Origin of the sequence: Actinosynnema sp. NPDC050436 (assembly GCF_040655415.1) — a bacterium.
GTDB lineage: Bacteria > Actinomycetota > Actinomycetes > Mycobacteriales > Pseudonocardiaceae > Actinosynnema.
In genome coordinates this window covers 1-23,661 of record NZ_JBFAJV010000029.1, presented here as the reverse complement: position 1 = coordinate 23,661, position 23,661 = coordinate 1, and the positions used below count along the sequence as shown (strand labels likewise).

The following is a 23,661-nucleotide window of genomic DNA, read 5'->3' as shown; positions in this document are numbered from 1 at the left end:
CGAGCCACCAGCTCCCAAGCACCGCCCGCACACCGGGCAACCGAATCAAAAGGGGAAGAGAGTAGACGTGCTCGACGTCAACTTCTTCGATGAGCTCCGCATCGGTCTTGCGACCGCGGACGACATCCGCCAGTGGTCCTTCGGCGAGGTCAAGAAGCCCGAGACCATCAACTACCGCACGCTCAAGCCGGAGAAGGACGGCTTGTTCTGCGAGAAGATCTTCGGCCCCACCCGGGACTGGGAGTGCTACTGCGGCAAGTACAAGCGCGTCCGGTTCAAGGGCATCATCTGTGAGCGCTGCGGCGTCGAGGTGACCCGCGCCAAGGTGCGCCGCGAGCGGATGGGCCACATCGAACTGGCCGCCCCGGTCACGCACATCTGGTACTTCAAGGGCGTCCCCAGCCGGTTGGGCTACCTGCTCGACCTGGCTCCGAAGGACCTCGAGAAGATCATCTACTTCGCGGCCTACGTGATCGTGGGCGTCAACGCGGAGCTGCGCCACAACGACCTGCCCACGCTCGAGAACGAGATGCAGGTCGAGCGCAAGCGCGTCGAGAACAAGCGCGACGCCGACGTCGAGGGCCGCGCGCAGAAGCTCGAAGCCGACCTGGCCGAGCTGGAGGCCGAGGGCGCCAAGTCCGACGTCCGCCGCAAGGTCAAGGAGGGCGGCGAGCGCGAGATGCGCCAGCTCCGCGACCGGGCGCAGCGCGAGCTGGACCGGCTCGACGAGATCTGGTCCACCTTCACCAAGCTGGAGCGCGCGCAGCTCATCGCGGACGAGATGCTCTACCGCGAGCTGTACGACCGCTACGGCGACTACTTCACCGGCGCCATGGGTGCCGAGGCCATCCAGAAGCTGCTCGGCGACTACGACGTGGACGCCGAGGCCGACGTCCTGCGCGAGACGATCCGCAGCGGCAAGGGCCAGAAGAAGCTGCGCGCCCTCAAGCGGCTCAAGGTCGTGGCCGCCTTCCAGGCGACCCGCAACAACCCGCAGGGCATGGTGCTGGACTGCGTCCCGGTCATCCCGCCGGACCTGCGCCCGATGGTGCAGCTCGACGGTGGCCGCTTCGCCACGTCCGACCTGAACGACCTGTACCGCCGGGTGATCAACCGGAACAACCGCCTCAAGCGGCTGATCGACCTCGGCGCGCCCGAGATCATCGTCAACAACGAGAAGCGGATGCTCCAGGAGGCCGTCGACGCGCTGTTCGACAACGGCCGCCGCGGTCGTCCGGTCACCGGTCCGGGCAACCGGCCGCTGAAGTCGCTGTCCGACCTGCTCAAGGGCAAGCAGGGCCGGTTCCGCCAGAACCTGCTCGGCAAGCGCGTCGACTACTCCGGCCGTTCGGTCATCGTGGTCGGCCCGCAGCTCAAGCTGCACCAGTGCGGCCTGCCCAAGCAGATGGCGCTGGAGCTGTTCAAGCCGTTCGTCATGAAGCGGCTGGTCGACCTCAACCACGCGCAGAACATCAAGTCCGCCAAGCGGATGGTCGAGCGCGCCCGCCCCGCCGTGTGGGACGTGCTGGAAGAGGTCATCACCGAGCACCCGGTGCTGCTCAACCGCGCGCCCACGCTGCACCGCCTCGGCATCCAGGCGTTCGAGCCGCAGCTGGTCGAGGGCAAGGCCATCCAGTTGCACCCGCTGGTCTGCGAGGCGTTCAACGCCGACTTCGACGGTGACCAGATGGCGGTCCACCTGCCGCTGTCCGCCGAGGCGCAGGCCGAGGCGCGCGTGCTGATGCTGTCGTCGAACAACATCCTCTCGCCCGCGTCGGGCAAGCCGCTGGCCATGCCGCGACTGGACATGGTGACCGGCCTGTACCACCTGACCCGGCACAAGGAAGGCGACATCGGCGAGGGCCTCGCCTACTCGTCGCCGGCCGAGGCGCTGATGGCGTTCGACCGCAAGGCGCTGGGCCTCCAGGCGATGGCCAAGATCCGGATCTCGGACAAGAACCCACCCAAGGGCGAGGAGCCCGAGGGCTGGGAGCCCGGTCAGCCGTGGCTGGCCACGACCACCCTCGGTCGCGTGCTGTTCAACGAGGTCCTGCCGCAGGACTACGCGTTCATCAACGAGGTCATGCCCAAGAAGCGGCAGGCCACGATCATCAACGACCTGGCCGAGCGGTACCCGATGGTCACCGTCGCCCGGACGCTGGACAAGCTCAAGGACGCCGGTTTCTACTGGGCCACCCGGTCCGGCGTGACCGTGGCGATCTCCGACGTGCTCGTGCCGGAGGCCAAGCAGGGCATCCTGGACGAGTACGAGAAGCTCGCCGACGCGGTGGAGAAGCGCTACCAGCGCGGTCAGCTCTCCTACACCGAGCGCAACAACGAGCTCGTCAAGGTGTGGACCAAGGCCACCGAAGAGGTCGCCGAGGTCATGGAGTCCAACTTCCCCGAGGACAACTCGATCCGCATGATCGTGAAGTCCGGGGCGGCGGGCAACATGACCCAGGTCCGCTCGCTGGCCGGTATGCGCGGCCTGGTGACCAACCCGAAGGGCGAGTACATCCCGCGCCCGATCAAGAACTCGTTCCGCGAGGGCTTGTCGGTGCTGGAGTACTTCATCGCCACCCACGGTGCCCGCAAGGGCCTCGCCGACACCGCGCTGCGCACCGCCGACTCGGGTTACCTGACCCGTCGTCTGGTGGACGTCTCGCAGGACGTCATCATCCGCGAGATCGACTGCAACACCACGCGCGGCGTGAACATGACGGTCGGCGAGAAGCTGGGCGACAAGGTCGGCCTGGCCGAGTTCGCGCAGACCTCGGTCTACGCGCGGACCATCGCCGAGGACATCACCGACGCCAACGGCAACACCGTGCTCAACCGCGGTGACGACCTGGGCGACCCGGCGCTGGCCACCCTCGTGGAGGCGGGCGTCACCCGGGTGAAGGTCCGCTCGGTGCTGACCTGCGAGTCGGCGGTCGGCGTGTGCGCGTCCTGCTACGGCCGCTCGATGGCGACCGGCAAGCTGGTCGACGTCGGCGAGGCGGTCGGCATCGTGGCCGCCCAGTCGATCGGTGAGCCCGGCACGCAGCTGACCATGCGCACCTTCCACCAGGGTGGTGTGGCCGGTGACGACATCACCACCGGTCTGCCCCGCGTGCAGGAGCTGTTCGAGGCCCGCGTGCCCAAGGGCAAGGCGCCCATCGCGGACGTCGACGGCCGCGTGCGGATCGAGGACGGCGACCGCTTCTGGAAGATCACGCTCATCCCGGACGACGGGTCCGAGGAGATCATCTTCGAGAAGCTGTCCAAGCGGCAGCGGCTGGCCAACACGGCCACCGGCCCGCTGCAGGACGGCGACCACGTGCACGTCGGCCAGCAGCTGCTGGAAGGCACGCCGGACCCGCACGAGGTCCTGCGCGTGATGGGTCCCCGCGAAGCCCAGCTGCACCTCGTCCAGGAGGTCCAGAAGGTCTACCGGGCCCAGGGCGTGGCGATCCACGACAAGCACATCGAGGTCATCGTCCGGCAGATGCTGCGCCGGGTGACGATCATCGACTCGGGTGCCACCGAGTTCCTGCCGGGCTCGCTGGTCGAGCGCGCGGAGTTCGAGAGCGGCAACCGCGCCGTCGTGGCGGAGGGCGGCGAGCCCGCCGCCGGCCGTCCCGTGCTGATGGGCATCACGAAGGCGTCGCTGGCCACCGACTCGTGGCTGTCGGCGGCGTCGTTCCAGGAGACCACCCGGGTGCTGACCGACGCGGCCATCAACGGCCGCTCGGACAAGCTCATCGGTCTCAAGGAGAACGTGATCATCGGTAAGTTGATCCCGGCCGGCACCGGCATCAACCGGTACCGGAACATCCAGGTGCAGCCGACCGAGGAGGCCCGCGCGGCGGCGTACGCCATCCCGTCCTACGACGACGGCTACTACACGCCGGACGTCTTCGGCACCGGGACCGGCGCTGCCGTTCCGCTGGACGACTACGACTTCGGCCGCGACTACCGCTGACCCAGGTCACCCCGAACGGCCCCCGGAGCCTCCCGCTCCGGGGGCCGTTCGCTGTTCAGCCCCCGCCTGCGTTGCCCGGGCTCCGCGCCGCGCTGCCCGCCCTGAGCCGCCCGCGCTGCGCCGCCTGCCTCGCGCGCCGCCCCTCGCGGCCGGGTGATCCGCCGCGCTCCCCGCCTGTTGATCACCACCTGGACTTTTCGTGACTTTCGTCGCACTCCGTAGCGGAGCGACACTTTAGGTAGTCACCCGTCCTGAAGTTCAGGCCCTCGGATTAATGCGCTGCGGCATTCAGGTGGCAGGGCGTTGGGCCGCTTGCGACTGTTCCTCGGCAGTGGATAGCTTCGCCGCCAGGCGTGACGCCGTACCGCCCGGCCGCCCCACGGCCGTGACGAGGTACCTCCGCCGGTACCCGACCCTCGAACCTGATCGGGATCCACGATGTTGCGTTCGCTGCTGCTCGCAGCCGTGTCGGTGCTCGCCGCCACGGCCTGCGCCGGCCCCCCGGAACCACCGCCCCCGCCCGCTCCGCCGGCCGTGGACGCGGTGTCCTTCGAGACGCTGCCCGAAGCCACCACGTTCGCCAGGATCGACGCCCTGCCCCGCGACGACGGCACCGGGCCCACCCCGGGCCAGGTGCTGCGCGCCAGGAAGGACCTGCCCGTCTACGACCGGCCCGACGGCACGCCCGTCGCACGCCTGCCCGCCACCCAGCTCGGGTCGCCGACCTGGGTGCCCGAGGTCGCCCGCGAGGGCGACTGGTCCCGGGTGCTGCTCCCCGCCCGCCCCAACGGGTCCACCGGCTGGGTGTTCACCGGCTCGGACGACTTCGAGCGCGCGGAGAACGACTTCCTGGTCACGGTCGACCTGGCCGCGTTCCGCCTGGAGGTGACCGAGCGGGGCCGGTCCCGGGGCACGTGGACGGTCGGCACCGGCAAGCCCGAGTACCCGACCCCGACCGGTCGGACCTACATCCTCGCGTCCATCAAGGAAACCGTCACCACGTTCAGCCCGCACGTCCTCCCGCTGGGCGCGCACTCGGACAGCCACGAGACCTTCGGCGGCGGTCCGGGCACGGTCGCCCTGCACGGGTGGCCCGACGCGAGCCCCTTCGGGGTGGCGAGCAGCGACGGCTGCATCCGCGTGCCGGATGACGCCCTCGACCTGCTGCTGACCCTCCCGCTGGCAACCGTGGTGATCGTCACATGACCCAGAGAGGCACTGCCTTGCCCGGTAAGAGAATCCTGCTGACCGTCGCCGCGACCCTGGCGCTCGTCGCCACGACCGCCCCCGGTGCGGCCGTCGCCGCCCCGGCCGGTCCCGGTGTCAGTTCGGCGTTCGCGCTGTCCGCGTCCGGCCTGCTCGACGTCCCGCCGCTGGCCGCGCTGGACAGCCGCAACGGCTTCCGGCAGGCGTCCGTGACGTCGACCCGGCTGCCCGACGCCACCGCGCCGGTGCTCACGGCCGGCGCGCTCAACTCGGAGGTCGACAAGGGGCGGGCGCGGGCGAGCGTCACCGACCTCGACGCGCGGCTGGGTGCGCTGGAGCTGCCCGGCGACCTCTCCGCCCTGACCGCCGAGGTGGTCAGCGCGTCCTGTGTGGACGGTGCCGGTCAGGTCGTGCTGGCCGGGGCCAGGGCGGGCGCGCTGGCGCTGGCCGCCCAGCCCGCCCCGAACACCGGGGTCGACGTGCCCGGCGTGGCGTCCGTGGTGCTGAACAAGCAGACCCGGGCCGCCGACGGCACGCTCACCGTGGTCGCGCTCTCGGTCGAGGTCGCGGGCCTGCAGAAGATCGACGTGGCAGCGGCGACGTGCGCCAAGACCGTCGACGAGCCCACTCCGAGCACCACCAAGGCCACCCCCACGGCCTCCGCGCCCGGCAAGGCGCCGCGCCCGACCGCCGTCGAGGGCCACCTGGCCGTGACGGGCTGATCCCGGGCGAGGAGCCGGTGCGAGAGCCCGGCTCCTCGCCGCCGGTCGCCGGGGACGCACCCCGGTGATCAGGTCACGGCCGCCGGCGTGACTTCGCCAGGGCGCGCGCCCTGGCCACCAGCTCGTCCACCAGGTCGGCGTTCGCGGCCGGGGGAGTGCCGTCCGAGCAGCACGGCGGTTTGGTGCGGCGCTCGCCGAGGCGGGGCCGGACGCCCGCCAGCTCGTACAGGGCGTCGTACAGGTTGCGGCCGGGGTCGTCCTCGTGGGTGCCGACCAGCAGCACCCAGGCGGTCGCCGGGTCCGGGAAGGCGACGATCACGCGGTCGGCGCCGCGCAGGTGCTTCACGCACAGCCGGGGCAGCGGCTCCGGCCCGGTCACCCGGTAGCCGAGCGCGGCGCAGCCGCTGTGCGCCAGCTCGTCCAGGAAGCGCTCGTAGGCGAGGCGGGCCGGCCCGCGCAGGCGCGCGGCCTGGACGCCGGCCAGCGGCGTCTCCACGACGGTGATCAAGCTGAGCGGACTACCCGTCCTTCGCCCCGGCGCAGCTGCGCCAGGCTCGTCGCCAGGTCCTCGCGGTCGAGCAGGGCCCGGTCGCTCAGCCTGCGGTGCACCTCGTCCAGCAGGCCCCGGGTGCGGCCGGCGCGGCGGAGTTCCGCCACCAGGTGCAGCACCTCGTGCAGCCGCACGGCGTCCAGGAGCATCCGGGGCTGTTGGCTGTGGATCGCCAGCACGCCCTCCCGGGCCCACGCCTTGACCGTCTTCTCGGTCAGGTCCAGCAGCTCGCCGGCCACGACGGGCCGGACCGGCGGTGCCGTGCGCAGTGCGCGCGCCACCACGCCGTCGAGCTTGTGCCGCCGCTCGTCGTCCTCCGAGAGGCTCGACGCGACCTCTTCGATGTCCTCGATCTGGTCGAACAGGTCGCGGATCCGCGCGGCCTCCGTCGCAACGGTCATGGCGACCTCCCTGGAGTCACTACCGATTATCGGCCAAATTCTCGGTAGTGACAACCCCGGTGCGGTCGGCGGAACCGGGCCCGGACCCACCGGGACCGGTTCGACGACCGACGGCGACCGGGGATCAGGTCAGGACGAGAAGAACAGGCCGCCGAGACCGCGGTGCTTGCGGTGGCCGTAGCCGTGGCCGTAGTGCGGCTGCGCGCCCCACCCCGGCTGGACCGGCTGCACGTAGTGCACCTGGGCGGGGGCCGGCGCGGCGGGCGGCGGGGGCGGGGGAGCGGCCATCTGGGTCTCCAGCCGGGTGATGGCCTCCAGCTCGCCGTAGTCCAGGAAGACCCCACGGCAGCCGTCGCACTGCTCGATGTGTACACCCATGCGGTCGAAGGTGCGCATGTTCGCATGACACTTGGGACACTGCATCGTGTGAGCCTCCTGCTCTCGGTGCGATGAACGCGATATTAGCCGCGCGGAATGGGTTCGTGTTCCGATGCGATGCGAGTGCACGCGTCCATCAGTGCCTCTTGGGCCTCGTTGAGCGGTTTGTCGTCGCGCTCCGCAGCCGCCAGCGCACGCGCGGCCATCTGGACCACCAGCGCCCGCGCCGGCACGTCCAGCCGCTCCCACGGGTCGTCCCGCCGCACGGCCGTGCCGCCGGCGTCGAGGTAGGCGGTCAGCAACCGGCTCCACGACCCCGGGTCCAGCACGCCCGAGGCGAACAGCGCGGCGGGCCGCGCCAGGTCCCACGCGGGGTCGCCCAGGCCGAGGTCGTCCACGTCGATCAGCCGCCAGCCGCCGCGCTCGACGAGCTGGCCGAGGTGCCAGTCGCCGTGCACCAGGGTGTCGCCGTCCGCGCTGCCCAGCGCCGGGGCGAGCGCGGCGAACGCCCGGCGCACCTGGCCCGCGCCCGGCACGTCCGGCAGGTCGCGCACCGCCCGCTCCATCCGGGGCCGCGCGCCGGCGGGCGGGACCGGGTGGGCGAAGTCCGCCCGGCCGAACCGGTGCAGGTCGGCCAGCAGCCGGCCGGCCGCCTCCAGCGGCAGCGCGTCGACGTCCTGCGGCACCGGCACCCCGAGCGGCCACGCCGTGACCACCCGGCCGAGCACCTCCGCCGGCGCGGCCGAGGGTGCCAACAGGAGTTCACCCAGTCGTGGGTCGCCGGCCACCTCCAGCCGGGCGGTCAGCGCGGCCCGGTCCGTGCCGCGCTCGTGTGCCTTGAGCACCACGTCCCCCACCCGCACCACCACGACGTCGCCGCGCACCGCGAGCACCTCGGCCGGCGCGGGCCCGTCGACCAGCGCGGCCATGCCCGCGACCAGTTCGGATTTCACCCGATCAGTGTGCGTGCGGAGCGCGGGTGACGGCTCGTGGGCGGGGCTCACCGGTCCAGGCACACCGTGCGCGGGGGAGCGGCGTAGACGTGGGCGGGGCCGGCGCCGCACGCGCCCCGGTCCGCCGCGTCCTGCACGCGCGTCACCCGCCGCACGTCGGCCTGGTCGCACGGCCAGGTGTGGAACGCCGAGGCGTCCTGGTGGTCCACGGGCCTGAGGCAGTCGCCCGCCACCACGTCCAGCGCCAGGCACAGGTCGCCGGCGGCGAGGTAGTCGCCCTCGGGGCACGGCGCGGCGGACACCCGGTAGGTCGCCTCCGGCGCACCGCAGTCGATCTTGCGCACCGCCATCGCCGTGGACGGGCCGCCGGAGGTCACCACGCAGTCGCCGGCACCCGGCGCGGAGGTGCGGCTGAGCGCGAACACCGCGCCGGCGCCCAGCAGCAGCACCAGGACGGCGACGATCACCGAGACGGTCACCACCTTGCGGCGGCGCAGCGGGTCGGGGCCGGGCGCGACGGGGTCCACGCCCCCAGTGTGACCGCCGCGACCGACCGGCTCCCGCAGTGGTCCCCACCGGGGAATGCGCCGCAGGTCGGCGGCGTTGTCACGGGTGGCGGGCACGGTCGGCCGGTGGTCGCGCGACCCGGTCGGCCCGGTGCGCCGAGGTCGGTGCCCGGCTGTCCGCGGGCGGCGCGTGCCCGGTGACCGGCCCCGTTTTGACCGGTGGGAAGCGGCCGGGGTATCTTTGGTACTCGTGCCCGACCCATGTCGGGCCGCTCCGCGTGCCTACGCGCCAGTCGAGTCTGGAAAGCCGGCCGCGGTGACCTCCACTCGTAGGGGCATCCTGGGATGTTGCCTGCGGACCTGGGGTCCACGGGCGCGACACGCCCGACCTCGGGTGCAGAGAGGGACCAGGTAAACAGTGGTCGACGCCCCCGAGGCGACGGGCACTCGAACGGAAGAAGCAGTCGGCGAATGCCAACGATCCAGCAGTTGGTCCGAAAGGGCCGGCAGGACAAGGTCGCTAAGCAGAAGACCGCGGCGCTCAAGGGCAGCCCGCAGCGGCGCGGTGTGTGCACCCGCGTCTACACGACCACCCCCAAGAAGCCGAACTCGGCGCTCCGCAAGGTCGCTCGCGTCAAGCTGACCAGCGGTATCGAGGTCACGGCCTACATCCCCGGTGAGGGCCACAACCTCCAGGAGCACTCGATGGTGCTCGTGCGCGGCGGCCGTGTGAAGGACCTCCCCGGCGTCCGGTACAAGATCATCCGCGGTTCGCTCGACACGCAGGGCGTGAAGAACCGCAAGCAGGCCCGTAGCCGTTACGGCGCGAAGAAGGAGAAGAGCTGATGCCCCGCAAGGGACCGGCCCCGAAGCGGCCGTTGATCTCCGACCCGGTCTACAGCTCTCCGCTGGTGACCCAGCTCATCAACAAGGTGCTGGTCGACGGCAAGCGCTCCGTGGCCGAGCGGATCGTGTACCGCGCCCTCGAAGGCGCCCGCGACAAGAACGGCACCGACCCGGTGGTCACCCTCAAGCGCGCGCTCGACAACGTCAAGCCCGCCCTGGAGGTCAAGAGCCGCCGCGTCGGTGGTGCGACCTACCAGGTGCCGATCGAGGTCAAGCCCGGTCGCGCGACCACGCTGGCGCTGCGCTGGCTGATCACCTTCTCCCGGCAGCGCCGCGAGAAGACCATGGTCGAGCGCCTGATGAACGAGCTGCTCGACGCGAGCAACGGCCTGGGCGCGAGCGTCAAGCGCCGCGAGGACACCCACAAGATGGCCGAGTCGAACAAGGCCTTCGCCCACTACCGCTGGTGATGCGACGCCCGCCGGGTGTCCGCAAGACCCACTTCCGGGCACCCGCCGGGCTCTCCCGGCCCTAGTGAGCCTGCGAGCTCAAGACAGGGGAAACACCCGTGGCACAGGATGTGCTCACCGACCTGGCCAAGGTCCGCAACATCGGGATCATGGCCCACATCGACGCGGGCAAGACCACGACGACCGAGCGGATCCTGTTCTACACCGGGATCAGCTACAAGATCGGCGAGGTCCACGACGGCGCGGCCGTGATGGACTGGATGGAGCAGGAGCAGGAGCGCGGCATCACGATCACGTCGGCCGCGACGACCTGCTTCTGGAAGAACCACCAGATCAACATCATCGACACGCCCGGTCACGTGGACTTCACCGTCGAGGTGGAGCGCAACCTCCGCGTGCTCGACGGCGCGGTCGCGGTGTTCGACGGCAAGGAAGGCGTCGAGCCGCAGTCCGAGCAGGTCTGGCGCCAGGCCACCAAGTACGACGTCCCGCGCATCTGCTTCGTCAACAAGATGGACAAGCTGGGCGCGGACTTCTACTTCACCGTGCGCACCATCCAGGAGCGCCTGGGCGCGAAGCCGCTGCCCATCCAGATCCCGATCGGGGCCGAGTCCGACTTCGTCGGCGTCGTCGACCTGGTCGAGATGCGCGCGCTGACCTGGCGCGGCGAGGTCCAGAAGGGTGAGGACTACACGGTCGAGGAGATCCCGGCCGACCTCGCCGACAAGGCCCAGGAGTACCGCGAGCAGCTGGTCGAGGCCGTCGCGGAGACCGATGACGAGCTGATGGAGCTGTACCTGGCCGGCGAAGAGCTGACCACGGACCAGATCAAGCACGGCATCCGGGACATCGTGAAGAACCGCAGCGCCTACCCGGTGCTGTGCGGCTCCGCGTTCAAGAACAAGGGCGTCCAGCCCATGCTCGACGCGGTCATCGACTACCTGCCGGCCCCGCTCGACCTCCCGCCGGTCGAGGGCACGCTGCAGGACGGCGAGACGCCGGCCTTCCGCAAGCCCTCCGTGGAGGAGCCCTTCTCCGCGCTGGCGTTCAAGATCGCCGCGCACCCGTTCTTCGGCAAGCTGACCTACATCCGGGTCTACTCGGGTCGGGTCGCCTCCAGCTCCCAGGTCATCAACTCGACCAAGGACCGCAAGGAGCGCATCGGGAAGATCTTCCAGATGCACGCCAACAAGGAGAACCCGGTCGACGAGGCCATCGCGGGCCACATCTACGCCGTGATCGGTCTGAAGGACACGACCACCGGTGAGACGCTCTGCGACCCCCAGCACCCCATCGTGCTGGAGTCGATGACGTTCCCGGAGCCGGTCATCCAGGTGGCGATCGAGCCGAAGACCAAGGCCGACCAGGAGAAGCTGGGCACCGCGATCCAGAAGCTGGCCGAGGAGGACCCGACGTTCCGGGTCAACCTGGACCAGGAGACGGGCCAGACCATCATCGCCGGCATGGGCGAGCTCCACCTGGACATCCTGGTGGACCGGATGCGCCGCGAGTTCAAGGTCGAGGCGAACATCGGCAAGCCCCAGGTCGCGTACCGGGAGACGATCCGCCGCAAGGTGGAGAAGTACTCCTACACGCACAAGAAGCAGACCGGTGGTTCCGGCCAGTTCGCCAAGGTCCTCATCGACCTGGAGCCGCTGGAGAAGAAGGAAGACGGCGCTCTCTACGAGTTCGTCAACGCGGTCACCGGTGGTCGCATCCCCCGGGAGTACATCCCGTCGGTGGACGCGGGCGCGCAGGACGCCATGCAGTACGGCGTGCTGGCGGGCTACCCGCTGGTGGGCGTGAAGGTGACGCTGCTCGACGGCGCCTACCACGAGGTCGACTCGTCGGAAATGGCCTTCAAGATCGCCGGTTCCATGGCGCTCAAGGAAGCCGCTCGCCAGGCGAGCCCGGCGATCCTCGAACCGCTGATGGCCGTCGAGGTCACCACGCCCGAGGACTACATGGGCGACGTGATCGGCGACCTGAACTCCCGCCGTGGCCAGATCCAGGCCATGGAGGAGCGCAGCGGCACCCGTGTCGTCAAGGCACTGGTCCCGCTGTCGGAGATGTTCGGGTATGTCGGCGACCTGCGGTCCAAGACCCAGGGTCGCGCGAACTACTCGATGACCTTTGACTCCTATGCCGAGGTTCCCGCGAACGTCGCCAAGGAGATCATCGCGAAGGCGACGGGCGAGTAACCCCAACCGGAGCACCGCAGCACCACGCGGGCTCTCCGGGGTCTCGTCCCTGGGGTCCGCACAACCCTGACGTGACGCCCGGCGGTCGGCAACCCGCCCGCCGGGCACAGCACCAGAAGTCCAGGAGGACAATCCAGTGGCGAAGGCGAAGTTCGAGCGGACGAAGCCGCACGTCAACATCGGCACCATCGGTCACATCGACCATGGCAAGACCACGCTGACCGCGGCGATCTCCAAGGTCCTGCACGACAAGTACCCGGACCTGAACCCCTTCACGCCGTTCGACCAGATCGACAAGGCGCCGGAGGAGAAGCAGCGCGGCATCACGATCTCGATCGCGCACATCGAGTACCAGACCGACAAGCGCCACTACGCGCACGTCGACTGCCCCGGTCACGCCGACTACATCAAGAACATGATCACCGGTGCGGCGCAGATGGACGGCGCCATCCTGGTGGTCGCGGCGACCGACGGCCCGATGCCGCAGACCAAGGAGCACGTGCTGCTGGCCCGCCAGGTCGGCGTGCCCTACATCGTGGTGGCCCTGAACAAGGCCGACATGGTGGACGACGAGGAGATCCTGGAGCTCGTCGAGCTCGAGGTCCGCGAGCTGCTCTCCGAGTACGAGTTCCCGGGTGACGACCTGCCGGTCGTGCGCGTCTCCGCGCTGAAGGCCCTCGAGGGCGACGCCGAGTGGGGCGAGAAGCTCATCGGCCTGATGGACGCCGTGGACGAGAACATCCCGGAGCCCGAGCGCGAGGTCGACCGGCCGTTCCTGATGCCGGTCGAGGACGTCTTCACGATCACCGGTCGCGGCACCGTGGTGACCGGCCGCATCGAGCGGGGCATCGTCAAGGTCAACGAAGAGGTCGAGATCGTCGGCATCAAGGAGACCTCGAAGAAGACCACGGTCACCTCGATCGAGATGTTCAAGAAGTTCCTCGACGAGGGCCAGGCCGGCGACAACGCCGCCCTGCTGCTGCGCGGCGTCAAGCGCGAGGAGGTGGAGCGCGGCATGGTGATCGTGAAGCCGGGCACCACGACCCCGCACACCGAGTTCGACGCGCAGGTCTACATCCTGTCGAAGGACGAGGGTGGCCGCCACACGCCGTTCTTCAACAACTACCGCCCGCAGTTCTACTTCCGCACGACCGACGTGACCGGCGTCGTGACCCTCCCCGAGGGCACCGAGATGGTCATGCCGGGCGACACCACGACCATGGCCGTGAAGCTGATCCAGCCGATCGCCATGGACGAGGGCCTGCGGTTCGCCATCCGCGAGGGTGGCCGGACGGTCGGCGCGGGCTCGGTCACCAAGATCATCAAGTGACCTCGCTCTAACTTTTCGACCCCCGATTTGGTCTGCGCACCCCGGTGTGCGACCATTGACGGGTTGCTCGTCACGGGGCGGCCGGTTCCATCGGAACCCGGCCGCTCCGTCACGAGGGGATCGAACAGCAAGGCAATCCCACGAGGTTTCATCAGTGGGACCGGTCTGTGGCCAAGGGCGCGACACGCCCGACCGCGTGGACCGGGCACCGTGACACCGCTGAGGTGTCAGTCCTGAATAGGGGGCGGTACGCGCCGGAGGCTTGACGGCCTCATTCCGGTTGCCCGCACCGCAGCGGTATCGAGAAGCAGAGGAACGGCAAGCCATCATGGCGGGACAGAAGATCCGCATCCGGCTCAAGGCCTACGACCACGAGGCGATCGACGCGTCTGCGCGCAAGATCGTCGAGACCGTGACGCGCACCGGCGCTCGGGTCGTCGGGCCTGTGCCGCTGCCCACTGAGAAGAACGTCTACTGCGTCATCCGCTCGCCGCACAAGTACAAGGACTCGCGCGAGCACTTCGAGATGCGCACGCACAAGCGTCTGATCGACATCCTCGACCCGACGCCGAAGACGGTGGACGCGCTCATGCGCATCGACCTGCCGGCGAGCGTCGACGTCAACATCCAGTAAGCGTTGGACGCGGAGAGTAACGAGACCAATGTCTGACAGGCAGGTTAAGGGCCTCCTGGGCACCAAGCTCGGCATGACTCAGGTCTTCGACGAGAACAACCGGATCGTCCCGGTGACCGTCGTCAAGGCAGAGCCGAACGTGGTCACCCAGATCCGGACCCAGGAGAACGACGGCTACTCGGCCGTGCAGTTGGCCTTCGGCGCTATCGACCCGCGCAAGGTCAAGAAGCCCGTCGCGGGCCACTACGCCAAGGCGGGCGTCACGCCCCGCCGCCAGCTGGCGGAGCTGCGCACCACGGACGCGTCCGAGTACCAGGTCGGCCAGGAAGTCACCGCCGAGGTCTTCGAGGCCGGCGCGGTGGTCGACGTGGTCGGCACGAGCAAGGGCAAGGGCACCGCGGGTGTCATGAAGCGGCACGGCTTCCACGGCCTGGGCGCGAGCCACGGCACGCAGCGCAAGCACCGCTCGCCCGGCTCCATCGGCGGCTGCGCCACGCCCGGCCGCGTGTTCAAGGGCCTGCGCATGGCGGGCCGCATGGGCCACGTGCGCGTGACCACCCAGAACCTCAAGGTGCACCGGGTCGACGTCGAGTCCGGCCTGCTGCTCATCAAGGGCGCGGTGCCCGGCCCCAAGGGCGGCACCGTGTTCGTCAAGACCGCTGCGAAGGGTGGTGCCTGATCATGACGTCCGTTGAGATCCGCACCCCGGACGGCAAGACCGACGGCAACGTCGAGCTGCCCTCGTCCGTCTTCGACGCGCAGGCGAACGTGGCCCTGCTGCACCAGGTCGTCGTGGCCCAGCTGGCCGCGGCCCGCCAGGGCACGCACTCCACGAAGACGCGCGGCGAGGTGTCCGGTGGCGGCAAGAAGCCGTACCGGCAGAAGGGCACCGGTCGCGCCCGCCAGGGCTCGACCCGCGCGCCCCAGTTCGCCGGTGGTGGCGTCGTGCACGGCCCCCAGCCGCGCGACTACAGCCAGCGCACCCCCAAGAAGATGAAGGCCGCCGCCCTGCGCGGTGCCCTCTCCGACCGGGCGCGCGCCGGCCAGGTCCACGTGGTGAGCGGTTTCGTCTCGGGCGACGCCCCGTCGACGAAGTCGGCCCGCAAGGTCCTGGAGTCCGTGACCGAGGCCCGCCGGGTGCTGGTCGTGCTGCTGCGCACCGAAGAGGTCTCGTGGGTCAGCCTGCGCAACCTGCCGCACGTGCACGTCATCGCCCCGGACCAGCTGAACACCTACGACGTCCTCGTCAACGACGACGTGGTGTTCACCAAGGACGCTCTGGACGTGTTCCTGGCGAGCAAGGCCCAGCAGGGCAAGGGCTCGGCCGAGGCGGTCGCCGGTTCGTCCGAAGTGGAGGACGAGAAGTGATCCCCGACCACAGGGACATCCTGCTCGCGCCGGTCATCTCCGAGAAGTCCTACGGGCTCCTGGAGGAGAACAAGTACACCTTCGTGGTGGCACCCGGCTCGAACAAGACCCAGATCAAGATTGCCGTGGAGAAGGTCTTCGGCGTCAAGGTCGTCAGCGTCAACACGATCAACCGCCAGGGCAAGCGCAAGCGCACCCGGACGGGCTTCGGCAAGCGCAAGGACACCAAGCGCGCCATCGTGACGCTGTCCGCCGAGAGCAAGCCGATCGAGATCTTCGGCGGCCCGGCCGCCTGATGACGACGAGGACTGCGTAGAGATGGGCATTCGCAAGTACAAGCCGACGACCCCCGGTCGTCGCGGTGCGAGCGTCTCCGACTTCGCCGAGATCACTCGGACGACGCCGGAGAAGTCGCTGGTCCGCCCGCTGCACGGCCGTGGTGGCCGCAACGCCTCGGGCAAGATCACGACGCGGCACAAGGGTGGCGGCCACAAGCGGGCCTACCGCCTGATCGACTTCCGCCGCACGGACAAGGACGGCATCCCGGCCAAGGTCGCTCACATCGAGTACGACCCCAACCGGACCGCCCGCATCGCGCTGCTGCACTACGTCGACGGCGAGAAGCGCTACATCATCGCCCCGGCCAAGCTCCAGCAGGGTGACCGGATCGAGAACGGCCCCAAGGCCGACATCAAGCCGGGCAACAACCTGCCGCTGCGCAACATCCCGGTCGGCACGGTGATCCACGCGATCGAGCTCCGCCCCGGCGGCGGCGCGAAGATCGCCCGCTCCGCCGGTGCCAGCGTCCAGCTCGTCGCCAAGGACGGCCCGTACGCCCAGCTGCGGATGCCCTCGGGCGAGATCCGCAACGTGGACGTGCGCTGCCGCGCCACGGTCGGCGAGGTCGGCAACGCCGAGCACCAGAACATCAACTGGGGCAAGGCCGGCCGGATGCGCTGGAAGGGCAAGAAGCCGACCGTCCGCGGTGTCGCCATGAACCCGGTCGACCACCCGCACGGTGGTGGTGAGGGCAAGACCTCCGGTGGTCGCCACCCGGTGAACCCCGCGGGTAAGCCGGAAGGCCGCACTCGCCGCGCCAAGAAGCCAAGCGACAAGCTCATCGTCCGGCGTCGTCGCACCGGTAAGAAGCGCTGAGCAGGGAGGGAGTGAAGGATGCCTCGGAGCCTTAAGAAGGGCCCCTTCGTGGACGACCACCTGCTCAAGAAGGTGGACGTGCTCAACGAGTCGGGCAAGAAGACCGTGATCAAGACCTGGTCCCGCCGGTCGACGATCATCCCCGACATGCTGGGCCACACGATCGCGGTGCACGACGGCCGCAAGCACGTGCCGGTGTTCGTGACGGAGGCGATGGTCGGGCACAAGCTCGGCGAGTTCGCGCCGACCCGCACGTTCAAGGGCCACATCAAGGACGACCGGAAGTCGCGCCGCCGCTAGGCGACGAACTAGAGGAAGAGCAAGGGGAAGCAGCGATGAACGCCCGCAACGAAGCCGAAGCGCCGGAGTTCCCGCGCGCCGTGGCTCGGGCTCGCTACGTCCGCGACACGCCGATGAAGGTGCGCCGCGTCGTCGAGCTCATCAGGGGCCGTAGCGCCAGCGAAGCCTTGGCCGTGCTCCAGTTCGCGCCTCAGGCGGCAAGTGAGCCGGTCCGCAAGGTGCTCGCGAGCGCCGTGGCCAACGCCGAGAACAACCTGTCCCTGGACCCCGACACCCTGTGGGTGTCCAAGGTCTACGTGGACGAGGGTCCGACCCTCAAGCGGTTCCGCCCGCGCGCCCAGGGCCGTGCGTACCGGATCCGCAAGCGGACGAGCCACATCACCGTCGAGGTGGAGAGCCGTCCGAAGAAGACCGGCGCTGATTCCAGGAAGGGGGCTCGGTAGTGGGCCAGAAGATCAACCCACACGGCTTCCGACTCGGGATCACCACCGACTGGAAGTCCCGTTGGTACGCGGACAAGCAGTACGCCGAGTACGTGGCCGAGGACGTCAAGATCCGCAAGCTGCTCTCGCGCGGCATGGAGCGCGCCGGCATCTCCAAGGTGGAGATCGAGCGGACCCGCGACCGGGTCCGCGTCGACATCCACACCGCCCGGCCGGGCATCGTCATCGGCCGGCGCGGCGCGGAGGCCGACCGCATCCGCGGTGAGCTGGAGAAGCTCACCAAGAAGCAGGTGCAGCTCAACATCCTCGAGGTGAAGAGCCCCGAGTCGGACGCGCAGCTCGTCGCGCAGGGCGTGGCCGAGCAGCTGTCCAACCGCGTGGCCTTCCGCCGGGCGATGCGCAAGGCCATCCAGTCGGCCATGCGCTCCCCGCAGGTGAAGGGCATCCGCGTGCAGTGCGGTGGCCGCCTGGGCGGCGCCGAGATGTCCCGCTCGGAGCACTACCGCGACGGTCGCGTGCCGCTGCACACGCTGCGCGCCGACATCGACTACGGCTTCTTCGAGGCCCGCACCACGTTCGGCCGGATCGGCGTGAAGGTGTGGATCTACAAGGGCGACGTGGTCGGCGGGATCAACGCCAAGCGCGAGCGCGACGCCGCGCCGTCGGCCGAGCGCGCCCCGAGGCGCGACCGGGGCGACCGCCCGAACCGGGCGCGTCGTTCGGGCGCCAGCGGCACCACGGCGACGAGCACCGAGGCGGGCCGCGCTGCGGCCGGCGCCACGGACGCACCGGTCGCGACCGAAGAGAAGACGGAGGGCTGAGTCGTGCTCATCCCGCGCAGGGTTAAGCACCGCAAGCAGCACCACCCCGGTCGGTCCGGTGCTGCCAAGGGCGGCACAAGGGTCACCTTCGGCGAGTACGGCATCCAGGCTCTGGAGCCGGCTTACGTGACCAACCGGCAGATCGAGTCGGCTCGTATCGCCATCACCCGGCACATCCGCCGTGGTGGCAAGGTCTGGATCAACATCTTCCCGGACCGCCCGCTGACCAAGAAGCCCGCCGAGACCCGCATGGGTTCCGGCAAGGGCTCGCCGGAGTGGTGGGTGGCGAACATCAAGCCGGGTCGGGTGCTCTTCGAGATGAGCTTCCCGAACGAGACGGTGGCCCGCGAGGCGCTGCGCCGCGCGATCCACAAGCTCCCGATGAAGTGCCGCATCGTTACGCGTGAGGGTGGTGAGTTCTGATGGCAGCGGGTACCACCGCTTCCGAGCTGCGTGAGCTCACCGAGGAGGAGCTCGTGCTGCGCCTGAGGGAGGCGAAGGAGGAGCTGTTCAACCTCCGCTTCCAGATGGCCACCGGGCAGCTGGACAACAACCGCCGGCTCCGCACGGTCCGGAACGAGATCGCCCGGATCTACACCGTGATGCGGGAGCGGGAGCTGGGTCTGTCGACCTCTCCCGACGCTGTTTCCACTGGTGAAGGTGCCGCATGAGCGAGAACACTGAAGTGACTGAGACCCAGACGCGCAACGACCGCAAGGTCCGCGAGGGCTACGTCGTGTCCGACAAGATGGACAAGACGATCGTCGTCGCGCTGGAGGACCGGAAGAAGCACCGCCGGTACGCCAAGGTCCTGCGCTCCACCACCAAGGTGAAGGCGCACGACGAGCAGAACACCGCCGGTGTCGGCGACCGCGTCCTGCTCATGGAGACCCGGCCGCTGTCGGCCACCAAGCGCTGGCGCCTCGTCGAGATCCTCGAAAAGGCCAAGTAGCAATCGGACCGAGCCCGTCAGGTCGGAAATCTGGCGGGCCAGGAATGGTCAAGGAGTAGGTAAGTGATCCAGCAGGAGTCGCGGCTGCGCGTCGCCGACAACACCGGTGCGAAGGAGATCCTCTGCATCCGTGTTCTCGGTGGCTCGGGCCGCCGCTACGCGGGTATCGGGGACATCATCGTCGCCACGGTGAAGCAGGCCATCCCCGGCGCCGGCGTGAAGAAGGGCGATGTGGTCAAGGCCGTCATCGTCCGCACCGTCAAGGAGAAGCGCCGTCCCGACGGCTCTTACATCCGGTTCGACGAGAACGCCGCCGTGCTCATCAAGAACGACAACGAGCCCCGTGGCACGCGCATCTTCGGCCCGGTGGGCCGCGAGCTGCGCGACAAGAAGTTCATGAAGATCATCTCGTTGGCGCCGGAGGTGCTCTGACCATGAAGGTGAAGAAGGGCGACACGGTCGTCGTCATCGCCGGTAAGGACAAGGGTGCGCGCGGCAAGGTCATCCAGGCCTACCCCGCCACCGACCGCGTCCTGGTCGAGGGCGTCAACCGGATCAAGAAGCACACCCGGATCACGCAGACCCAGCGCGGTGCGCAGTCGGGTGGCATCGTGACCCAGGAAGCCACCATCCACGTGTCCAACGTGATGGTGGTCGACTCCGACGGCAAGCCGACCCGCGTGGGCTACCGGACGAACGACGAGGGCAAGCGAGTCCGCGTTTCCCGTCGTAACGGGAAGGACATCTGATGACCACGGTTGAGAAGATCACGCCTCGGCTGAAGACGCGCTACCGCGAGGAGATCGCCGCGGAGCTGCGCAAGCAGTTCGAGTACGCCAACGTCATGCAGACGCCCGGCGTGGTGAAAGTCGTCGTCAACATGGGCGTCGGCGACGCCGCCCGCGACGGCAAGCTGATCGAGGGTGCCGTCAAGGACCTGTCGATCATCACCGGCCAGCGCCCCGAGGTCCGCAAGGCCCGCAAGTCCATCGCGCAGTTCAAGCTCCGCGAGGGGATGCCGATCGGCGCGCGCGTCACGCTGCGCGGCGACCGCATGTGGGAGTTCCTGGACCGCCTGCTGACCATCGCGCTGCCCCGGATCCGCGACTTCCGCGGCCTGTCGGGCAAGCAGTTCGACGGCAACGGCAACTACACGTTCGGTCTCAACGAGCAGTCGATGTTCCACGAGATCGACCCGGACGCGATCGACCGTCCCCGCGGCATGGACATCACCGTGGTCACGACCGCGACCAACGACGACGAGGGTCGGGCGCTGCTGAAGCTCCTGGGCTTCCCGTTCAAGGAGAACTGAGAATGGCCAAGAAGGCTCTGATCAACAAGGCCGCGGCCAAGCCGAAGTTCAAGGTGCGGGGTTACACCCGTTGCCAGCGTTGCGGTCGCCCGCACTCGGTGTTCCGCAAGTTCGGCCTGTGCCGGATCTGCCTCCGCGAGATGGCCCACCGCGGCGAGCTCCCGGGTGTCAGCAAGTCGAGCTGGTAGCACCCCACCGGTTCGAGGCACCACTTTTCACACTCCACTTCGCTGTAGGCCCGCTCACGACCAGCCGGCCGCAAGGCCGGCTCGGACCCTGACTGGGGAACCGCAGCGAGAAAGGTTGACCAGGTCACCATGACGATGACCGACCCGATCGCAGACATGTTGACGCGTCTGCGGAACGCGAACTCGGCTTACCACGACAAGGTCGTGATGCCGCACTCGAAGTTGAAGGCCAACATCGCCGAGATCCTCAAGCGCGAGGGCTACATCGCGAGCTACCGCGACGAGCAGGGCGACGTTGCCAAGAACCTGGTGGTCGAGCTGAAGTACGGCCCGAACCGGGAGCGCAGCATCGCCGGTCTGCGGCGCGTCTCCAAGCCCGGTCTCCGGGTCTACGCGAAGTCGACCAACCTGCCGAAGGTCCTCGGTGGCCTGGGCGTTGCGATCATCTCGACCTCTGGCGGTCTGCTGACCGACCGGCAGGCCAACAAGCAGGGCGTGGGCGGAGAAGTCCTCGCCTACGTCTGGTGAGGAAGGGGGACTAGGCATGTCGCGCATCGGAAAGCTGCCGATCACCGTCCCTTCCGGGGTCGACGTGAACATCGCGGGCCAGGACGTCAGCGTGAAGGGGCCCAAGGGCACCCTGTCGCTGACCGTCGCTGAGCCGATCATCATCGAGAAGGTCGAGGACGGCACCCTCGAGGTGAAGCGTCCCAACGACGAGCGTCGCAGCCGTTCGCTCCACGGCCTGTCCCGCACCCTGGTGCAGAACATGGTCATCGGCGTGACCCAGGGCTACGAGAAGAAGATGGAGATCCACGGGGTCGGCTACCGCGTCGCGCTGAAGGGCTCCGACCTGGAGTTCGCGCTCGGCTACAGCCACCCGGTGAAGGTCGAGGCCCCCGAGGGCATCACCTTCGCGGTGGAGACCCCGACCCGGTTCTCGGTCGCGGGCATCGACAAGCAGCTCGTGGGCGAGGTCGCCGCGAACATCCGCAAGCTGCGCAAGCCCGACCCGTACAAGGGCAAGGGCGTGCGTTACGCAGGCGAGAAGATCCGCCGCAAGGTCGGAAAGACGGGTAAGTGACATGAGCGAGACTGCAACGAAGCGCAAGCCGGTGGGCAAGGACATCTCGACCACCCGCCGCGTCGCCAAGACCCGCCGTCACTTCCGCCTCCGCAAGAAGGTCAGCGGCACCGCCGAGCGCCCGCGCCTGGTCGTGCACCGGTCGTCCAAGCACATCACCGTGCAGATCATCGACGACCTCGCCGGCCACACCCTGGCGGCGGCCTCCTCGGTCGAGGCGGACGTCCGCGCGGTGGACGGCGACAAGAAGGCCCGCGCCGCGAAGGTCGGCCGGCTGGCCGCCGCCCGCGCGAAGGACGCCGGCATCACCAAGGTCGTGTTCGACCGCGGCGGCAACGCCTACCACGGCCGGATCGCCGCCCTGGCCGACGCCGCCCGCGAGGCGGGGCTGGAGTTCTGACCGTGTACAACAACGCGAACATCATCCGAATTGAGAGGGACGCCTGATGCCAGGACGCACGCGTCGCGAAGGCGGCGGAGGCGAGCGCGGAGAGCGTCGCGACCGCCGTGACGGCGGCCGCGGCGGCGCGGCCCAGGAGAAGACCCCGCACCTGGAGCGCGTGGTTGCGATCAACCGCGTCTCCAAGGTCGTGAAGGGTGGTCGTCGCTTCAGCTTCACCGCGCTGGTCGTGGTCGGTGACGGCGACGGCATGGTCGGTGTCGGCTACGGCAAGGCCAAGGAAGTCCCGGCCGCGATCGCCAAGGGTGTGGAGGAGGCGAAGAAGAACTTCTTCCGCGTCCCCCGCATCGCGGGCACGATCCCCCACCCGGTCCAGGGCGAGAAGGCGGCCGGCGTCGTGCTGCTCCGCCCGGCCTCGGCCGGTACCGGCGTCATCGCCGGTGGCGCGGTCCGCGCGGTGCTGGAGTGCGCCGGTGTCCACGACGTGCTGAGCAAGTCGCTGGGCTCCGACAACGCGATCAACATCGTGCACGCCACCGTGGAGGCCCTGAAGGGCCTCCAGCGTCCGGAGGAAGTCGCGGCCCGCCGCGGCCTCCCCCTGGAGGACGTCGCTCCCGCCGGTATGCTCCGCGCTCGCGCAGGGGCGGTGTGACCATGGCTCAGCTCAAGGTCACCCAGGTGAAGAGCAGCATCGGTACCAAGCACAACCACCGCGAGTCCCTGCGGACTCTGGGGTTGCGCAAGATCCGCCAGTCGGTGGTCCGTGAGGACTCGCCGCAGGTGCGCGGCCTGATCCACGCCGTGCGCCACCTGGTGGTCGTCGAGGAGGTCCAGTCGTGACCATCAAGATCCATGACCTCCGTCCGGCCCCCGGCGCCAAGACCGCGAAGACCCGCGTGGGTCGCGGTGAGGGCTCCAAGGGCAAGACGGCAGGCCGAGGCACCAAGGGCACCGGCGCGCGGAAGAACGTCTCCCCGCGCTTCGAAGGTGGCCAGATGCCGCTGCACATGCGCTTGCCGAAGCTCAAGGGCTTCCGCAACCCGTTCCGCACCGAGTACCAGGTCGTGAACGTCGGCGACCTGGCCCGGTTGTTCCCGAACGGCGGCCGGGTCGACGTGGACGCACTGATCCACGCGGGCCTGGTGCGCAAGAACGAGCTGGTGAAGGTCCTCGGCGACGGTGACCTGAACGGCGTCAAGCTGGACGTCGTGGCCAACAAGTTCTCGGGCAGCGCAGTCGAGAAGATCGCGGCGGCCGGCGGCACCCACACGGTGCTCTGACCGCACACACCCGAAAGGCCCCCGGAGCCTCCCGCTCCGGGGGCCTTTCGCATGAACAGGCGTAGCCCAAACTTCGCCGAAGCGAGTCGTGTCATCCCCGTGTGGCCCGCGCGCCAGCGAACCGCGCTTGAGTGGGGTGTGCAAGCACGCCCTTCGCTTGCACACCCCACTCAAGGGTGGTTGTCTCCGACCGGGCC

The 23,661-nt window shown here is 69.3% G+C and carries 33 protein-coding genes; 28 read left to right on the top strand and 5 right to left on the bottom strand.

The window, feature by feature from the left end; genetic code table 11:
- Positions 1-67: 67 nt before the first annotated feature.
- The 3 genes from AB0I60_RS36760 (at position 68) to AB0I60_RS36750 (ending at position 5,892) form a co-directional block, all read left to right on the top strand.
- Entirely contained in the window at positions 68-3,964 is a 3,897-nt protein-coding gene (locus AB0I60_RS36760; RefSeq protein WP_360738699.1) for a DNA-directed RNA polymerase subunit beta', read from the top strand.
- A 438-nt stretch (positions 3,965-4,402) separates the two neighbouring features.
- Positions 4,403-5,170, top strand: coding sequence for a L,D-transpeptidase (locus AB0I60_RS36755; protein WP_360738696.1), 768 nt, complete (start codon positions 4,403-4,405; stop codon positions 5,168-5,170).
- Positions 5,167-5,892: a choice-of-anchor P family protein gene (locus tag AB0I60_RS36750; RefSeq protein WP_360738693.1), complete on the top strand. Its 726-nt coding sequence runs from the start codon at positions 5,167-5,169 to the stop codon at positions 5,890-5,892. Before AB0I60_RS36755 ends, AB0I60_RS36750 begins: the two co-directional genes overlap by 4 nt.
- Before the next feature lie 73 nt (positions 5,893-5,965).
- Here AB0I60_RS36750 and AB0I60_RS36745 read toward each other — a convergent pair whose 3' ends face one another.
- The 5 genes from AB0I60_RS36745 to AB0I60_RS36725 form a co-directional block, all read right to left on the bottom strand.
- Positions 5,966-6,400 (bottom strand): hypothetical protein, encoded by a 435-nt coding sequence (locus AB0I60_RS36745; protein ID WP_360738690.1) that lies wholly within the window; start codon positions 6,398-6,400, stop codon positions 5,966-5,968.
- A complete protein-coding gene (locus AB0I60_RS36740; RefSeq protein WP_360738687.1) occupies positions 6,397-6,843 on the bottom strand; it encodes a hypothetical protein in 447 nt (148 codons plus the stop codon). Before AB0I60_RS36740 ends, AB0I60_RS36745 begins: the two co-directional genes overlap by 4 nt.
- Before the next feature lie 129 nt (positions 6,844-6,972).
- Positions 6,973-7,266, bottom strand: a complete 294-nt coding sequence (locus AB0I60_RS36735) for a zf-TFIIB domain-containing protein (RefSeq protein ID WP_360738684.1) — start codon at positions 7,264-7,266, stop codon at positions 6,973-6,975.
- 38 nt (positions 7,267-7,304) lie between these two features.
- Positions 7,305-8,174: a phosphotransferase gene (locus tag AB0I60_RS36730; protein WP_360738681.1), complete on the bottom strand. Its 870-nt coding sequence runs from the start codon at positions 8,172-8,174 to the stop codon at positions 7,305-7,307.
- A gap of 47 nt (positions 8,175-8,221) precedes the next feature.
- The gene (locus AB0I60_RS36725; RefSeq protein ID WP_360738678.1) at positions 8,222-8,701 is read right to left on the bottom strand and encodes a hypothetical protein; all 480 of its coding nucleotides are present in this window, start codon (positions 8,699-8,701) and stop codon (positions 8,222-8,224) included.
- Between the two features lie 450 nt (positions 8,702-9,151).
- On the opposite strand from AB0I60_RS36725, the gene rpsL reads away from it, so the two are divergent.
- The 25 genes from rpsL to rplO all read left to right on the top strand — a co-directional run bounded on the left by rpsL (position 9,152) and on the right by rplO (position 23,464).
- A complete protein-coding gene (gene rpsL / locus AB0I60_RS36720; protein WP_030473471.1) occupies positions 9,152-9,526 on the top strand; it encodes a 30S ribosomal protein S12 in 375 nt (124 codons plus the stop codon).
- The gene (rpsG, locus tag AB0I60_RS36715) at positions 9,526-9,996 is read left to right on the top strand and encodes a 30S ribosomal protein S7 (RefSeq protein WP_360738675.1); all 471 of its coding nucleotides are present in this window, start codon (positions 9,526-9,528) and stop codon (positions 9,994-9,996) included. Before rpsL ends, rpsG begins: the two co-directional genes overlap by 1 nt.
- A gap of 98 nt (positions 9,997-10,094) precedes the next feature.
- A complete protein-coding gene (gene fusA / locus AB0I60_RS36710; protein WP_360738672.1) occupies positions 10,095-12,197 on the top strand; it encodes an elongation factor G in 2,103 nt (700 codons plus the stop codon).
- A 136-nt stretch (positions 12,198-12,333) separates the two neighbouring features.
- Entirely contained in the window at positions 12,334-13,527 is a 1,194-nt protein-coding gene (tuf, locus tag AB0I60_RS36705; protein ID WP_184665744.1) for an elongation factor Tu, read from the top strand.
- Between the two features lie 328 nt (positions 13,528-13,855).
- Positions 13,856-14,161 carry a 30S ribosomal protein S10 gene (gene rpsJ, locus AB0I60_RS36700; RefSeq protein ID WP_003938093.1) on the top strand — a complete coding sequence of 102 codons (306 nt, stop codon included), beginning with the start codon at positions 13,856-13,858 and terminating at the stop codon, positions 14,159-14,161.
- A gap of 28 nt (positions 14,162-14,189) precedes the next feature.
- Positions 14,190-14,840 (top strand): 50S ribosomal protein L3, encoded by a 651-nt coding sequence (gene rplC, locus AB0I60_RS36695; protein WP_360738668.1) that lies wholly within the window; start codon positions 14,190-14,192, stop codon positions 14,838-14,840.
- A 2-nt stretch (positions 14,841-14,842) separates the two neighbouring features.
- Positions 14,843-15,529 (top strand): 50S ribosomal protein L4, encoded by a 687-nt coding sequence (gene rplD, locus AB0I60_RS36690; protein WP_360738665.1) that lies wholly within the window; start codon positions 14,843-14,845, stop codon positions 15,527-15,529.
- Positions 15,526-15,825: a 50S ribosomal protein L23 gene (gene rplW, locus AB0I60_RS36685; protein WP_015105262.1), complete on the top strand. Its 300-nt coding sequence runs from the start codon at positions 15,526-15,528 to the stop codon at positions 15,823-15,825. The genes rplD and rplW overlap by 4 nt, the downstream gene beginning before the upstream one ends.
- A gap of 22 nt (positions 15,826-15,847) precedes the next feature.
- A complete protein-coding gene (rplB, locus tag AB0I60_RS36680; protein WP_360738663.1) occupies positions 15,848-16,684 on the top strand; it encodes a 50S ribosomal protein L2 in 837 nt (278 codons plus the stop codon).
- A gap of 18 nt (positions 16,685-16,702) precedes the next feature.
- Positions 16,703-16,984 (top strand): 30S ribosomal protein S19, encoded by a 282-nt coding sequence (rpsS, locus tag AB0I60_RS36675; RefSeq protein ID WP_015105260.1) that lies wholly within the window; start codon positions 16,703-16,705, stop codon positions 16,982-16,984.
- A 35-nt stretch (positions 16,985-17,019) separates the two neighbouring features.
- Positions 17,020-17,427, top strand: coding sequence for a 50S ribosomal protein L22 (gene rplV, locus AB0I60_RS36670; protein ID WP_360738660.1), 408 nt, complete (start codon positions 17,020-17,022; stop codon positions 17,425-17,427).
- Positions 17,427-18,248: a 30S ribosomal protein S3 gene (gene rpsC / locus AB0I60_RS36665; RefSeq protein WP_360738657.1), complete on the top strand. Its 822-nt coding sequence runs from the start codon at positions 17,427-17,429 to the stop codon at positions 18,246-18,248. Before rplV ends, rpsC begins: the two co-directional genes overlap by 1 nt.
- A gap of 3 nt (positions 18,249-18,251) precedes the next feature.
- Complete coding sequence (gene rplP / locus AB0I60_RS36660) at positions 18,252-18,671, top strand: 50S ribosomal protein L16 (protein WP_073885915.1); 420 nt, start codon at positions 18,252-18,254, stop codon at positions 18,669-18,671.
- Positions 18,671-18,919, top strand: coding sequence for a 50S ribosomal protein L29 (gene rpmC / locus AB0I60_RS36655; protein ID WP_360738655.1), 249 nt, complete (start codon positions 18,671-18,673; stop codon positions 18,917-18,919). Before rplP ends, rpmC begins: the two co-directional genes overlap by 1 nt.
- The gene (gene rpsQ / locus AB0I60_RS36650; RefSeq protein ID WP_360738652.1) at positions 18,916-19,200 is read left to right on the top strand and encodes a 30S ribosomal protein S17; all 285 of its coding nucleotides are present in this window, start codon (positions 18,916-18,918) and stop codon (positions 19,198-19,200) included. The genes rpmC and rpsQ overlap by 4 nt, the downstream gene beginning before the upstream one ends.
- 63 nt (positions 19,201-19,263) lie before the next feature.
- Positions 19,264-19,632, top strand: a complete 369-nt coding sequence (rplN, locus tag AB0I60_RS36645; protein ID WP_033436721.1) for a 50S ribosomal protein L14 — start codon at positions 19,264-19,266, stop codon at positions 19,630-19,632.
- A 2-nt stretch (positions 19,633-19,634) separates the two neighbouring features.
- On the top strand, positions 19,635-19,949 hold the full coding sequence (gene rplX / locus AB0I60_RS36640) for a 50S ribosomal protein L24 (RefSeq protein WP_360738648.1): 315 nt from the start codon (positions 19,635-19,637) through the stop codon (positions 19,947-19,949).
- Positions 19,949-20,512, top strand: a complete 564-nt coding sequence (rplE, locus tag AB0I60_RS36635; protein WP_360738645.1) for a 50S ribosomal protein L5 — start codon at positions 19,949-19,951, stop codon at positions 20,510-20,512. Before rplX ends, rplE begins: the two co-directional genes overlap by 1 nt.
- Positions 20,513-20,514: 2 nt before the next feature.
- Entirely contained in the window at positions 20,515-20,700 is a 186-nt protein-coding gene (locus AB0I60_RS36630) for a type Z 30S ribosomal protein S14 (protein ID WP_053715226.1), read from the top strand.
- A gap of 129 nt (positions 20,701-20,829) precedes the next feature.
- The gene (gene rpsH, locus AB0I60_RS36625) at positions 20,830-21,228 is read left to right on the top strand and encodes a 30S ribosomal protein S8 (protein ID WP_015105250.1); all 399 of its coding nucleotides are present in this window, start codon (positions 20,830-20,832) and stop codon (positions 21,226-21,228) included.
- Between the two features lie 16 nt (positions 21,229-21,244).
- Positions 21,245-21,784 carry a 50S ribosomal protein L6 gene (rplF, locus tag AB0I60_RS36620; protein WP_360738642.1) on the top strand — a complete coding sequence of 180 codons (540 nt, stop codon included), beginning with the start codon at positions 21,245-21,247 and terminating at the stop codon, positions 21,782-21,784.
- Position 21,785: 1 nt separating this feature from the next.
- Positions 21,786-22,184: a 50S ribosomal protein L18 gene (rplR, locus tag AB0I60_RS36615; protein WP_360738640.1), complete on the top strand. Its 399-nt coding sequence runs from the start codon at positions 21,786-21,788 to the stop codon at positions 22,182-22,184.
- Between the two features lie 46 nt (positions 22,185-22,230).
- A complete protein-coding gene (rpsE, locus tag AB0I60_RS36610; protein ID WP_121224926.1) occupies positions 22,231-22,836 on the top strand; it encodes a 30S ribosomal protein S5 in 606 nt (201 codons plus the stop codon).
- A 2-nt stretch (positions 22,837-22,838) separates the two neighbouring features.
- Entirely contained in the window at positions 22,839-23,024 is a 186-nt protein-coding gene (gene rpmD / locus AB0I60_RS36605) for a 50S ribosomal protein L30 (protein WP_204843433.1), read from the top strand.
- Positions 23,021-23,464 carry a 50S ribosomal protein L15 gene (gene rplO / locus AB0I60_RS36600; RefSeq protein WP_360738637.1) on the top strand — a complete coding sequence of 148 codons (444 nt, stop codon included), beginning with the start codon at positions 23,021-23,023 and terminating at the stop codon, positions 23,462-23,464. Before rpmD ends, rplO begins: the two co-directional genes overlap by 4 nt.
- The last annotated feature ends 197 nt before the right edge of the window (positions 23,465-23,661 follow it).

Coding starts and splice junctions, on each gene's coding strand:
- rplB (WP_360738663.1), top strand. CDS start 15,848: ATGGGCATTCGCAAGTACAAGCCGACGACCCCCGGTCGTCGCGGTGCG.
- rplD (WP_360738665.1), top strand. CDS start 14,843: ATGACGTCCGTTGAGATCCGCACCCCGGACGGCAAGACCGACGGCAAC.
- rpsE (WP_121224926.1), top strand. CDS start 22,231: ATGCCAGGACGCACGCGTCGCGAAGGCGGCGGAGGCGAGCGCGGAGAG.
- AB0I60_RS36630 (WP_053715226.1), top strand. CDS start 20,515: ATGGCCAAGAAGGCTCTGATCAACAAGGCCGCGGCCAAGCCGAAGTTC.
- rplR (WP_360738640.1), top strand. CDS start 21,786: ATGAGCGAGACTGCAACGAAGCGCAAGCCGGTGGGCAAGGACATCTCG.
- AB0I60_RS36735 (WP_360738684.1), bottom strand. CDS start 7,266: ATGCAGTGTCCCAAGTGTCATGCGAACATGCGCACCTTCGACCGCATG.
- rplX (WP_360738648.1), top strand. CDS start 19,635: ATGAAGGTGAAGAAGGGCGACACGGTCGTCGTCATCGCCGGTAAGGAC.
- rpmC (WP_360738655.1), top strand. CDS start 18,671: ATGGCAGCGGGTACCACCGCTTCCGAGCTGCGTGAGCTCACCGAGGAG.
- rpmD (WP_204843433.1), top strand. CDS start 22,839: ATGGCTCAGCTCAAGGTCACCCAGGTGAAGAGCAGCATCGGTACCAAG.
- AB0I60_RS36755 (WP_360738696.1), top strand. CDS start 4,403: ATGTTGCGTTCGCTGCTGCTCGCAGCCGTGTCGGTGCTCGCCGCCACG.
- rpsQ (WP_360738652.1), top strand. CDS start 18,916: ATGAGCGAGAACACTGAAGTGACTGAGACCCAGACGCGCAACGACCGC.
- AB0I60_RS36750 (WP_360738693.1), top strand. CDS start 5,167: ATGACCCAGAGAGGCACTGCCTTGCCCGGTAAGAGAATCCTGCTGACC.
- AB0I60_RS36740 (WP_360738687.1), bottom strand. CDS start 6,843: ATGACCGTTGCGACGGAGGCCGCGCGGATCCGCGACCTGTTCGACCAG.
- rpsS (WP_015105260.1), top strand. CDS start 16,703: ATGCCTCGGAGCCTTAAGAAGGGCCCCTTCGTGGACGACCACCTGCTC.
- rpsG (WP_360738675.1), top strand. CDS start 9,526: ATGCCCCGCAAGGGACCGGCCCCGAAGCGGCCGTTGATCTCCGACCCG.
- rpsJ (WP_003938093.1), top strand. CDS start 13,856: ATGGCGGGACAGAAGATCCGCATCCGGCTCAAGGCCTACGACCACGAG.
- rplF (WP_360738642.1), top strand. CDS start 21,245: ATGTCGCGCATCGGAAAGCTGCCGATCACCGTCCCTTCCGGGGTCGAC.
- rplE (WP_360738645.1), top strand. CDS start 19,949: ATGACCACGGTTGAGAAGATCACGCCTCGGCTGAAGACGCGCTACCGC.
- rpsL (WP_030473471.1), top strand. CDS start 9,152: ATGCCAACGATCCAGCAGTTGGTCCGAAAGGGCCGGCAGGACAAGGTC.
- rpsH (WP_015105250.1), top strand. CDS start 20,830: ATGACGATGACCGACCCGATCGCAGACATGTTGACGCGTCTGCGGAAC.
- rplV (WP_360738660.1), top strand. CDS start 17,020: ATGAACGCCCGCAACGAAGCCGAAGCGCCGGAGTTCCCGCGCGCCGTG.
- rplC (WP_360738668.1), top strand. CDS start 14,190: ATGTCTGACAGGCAGGTTAAGGGCCTCCTGGGCACCAAGCTCGGCATG.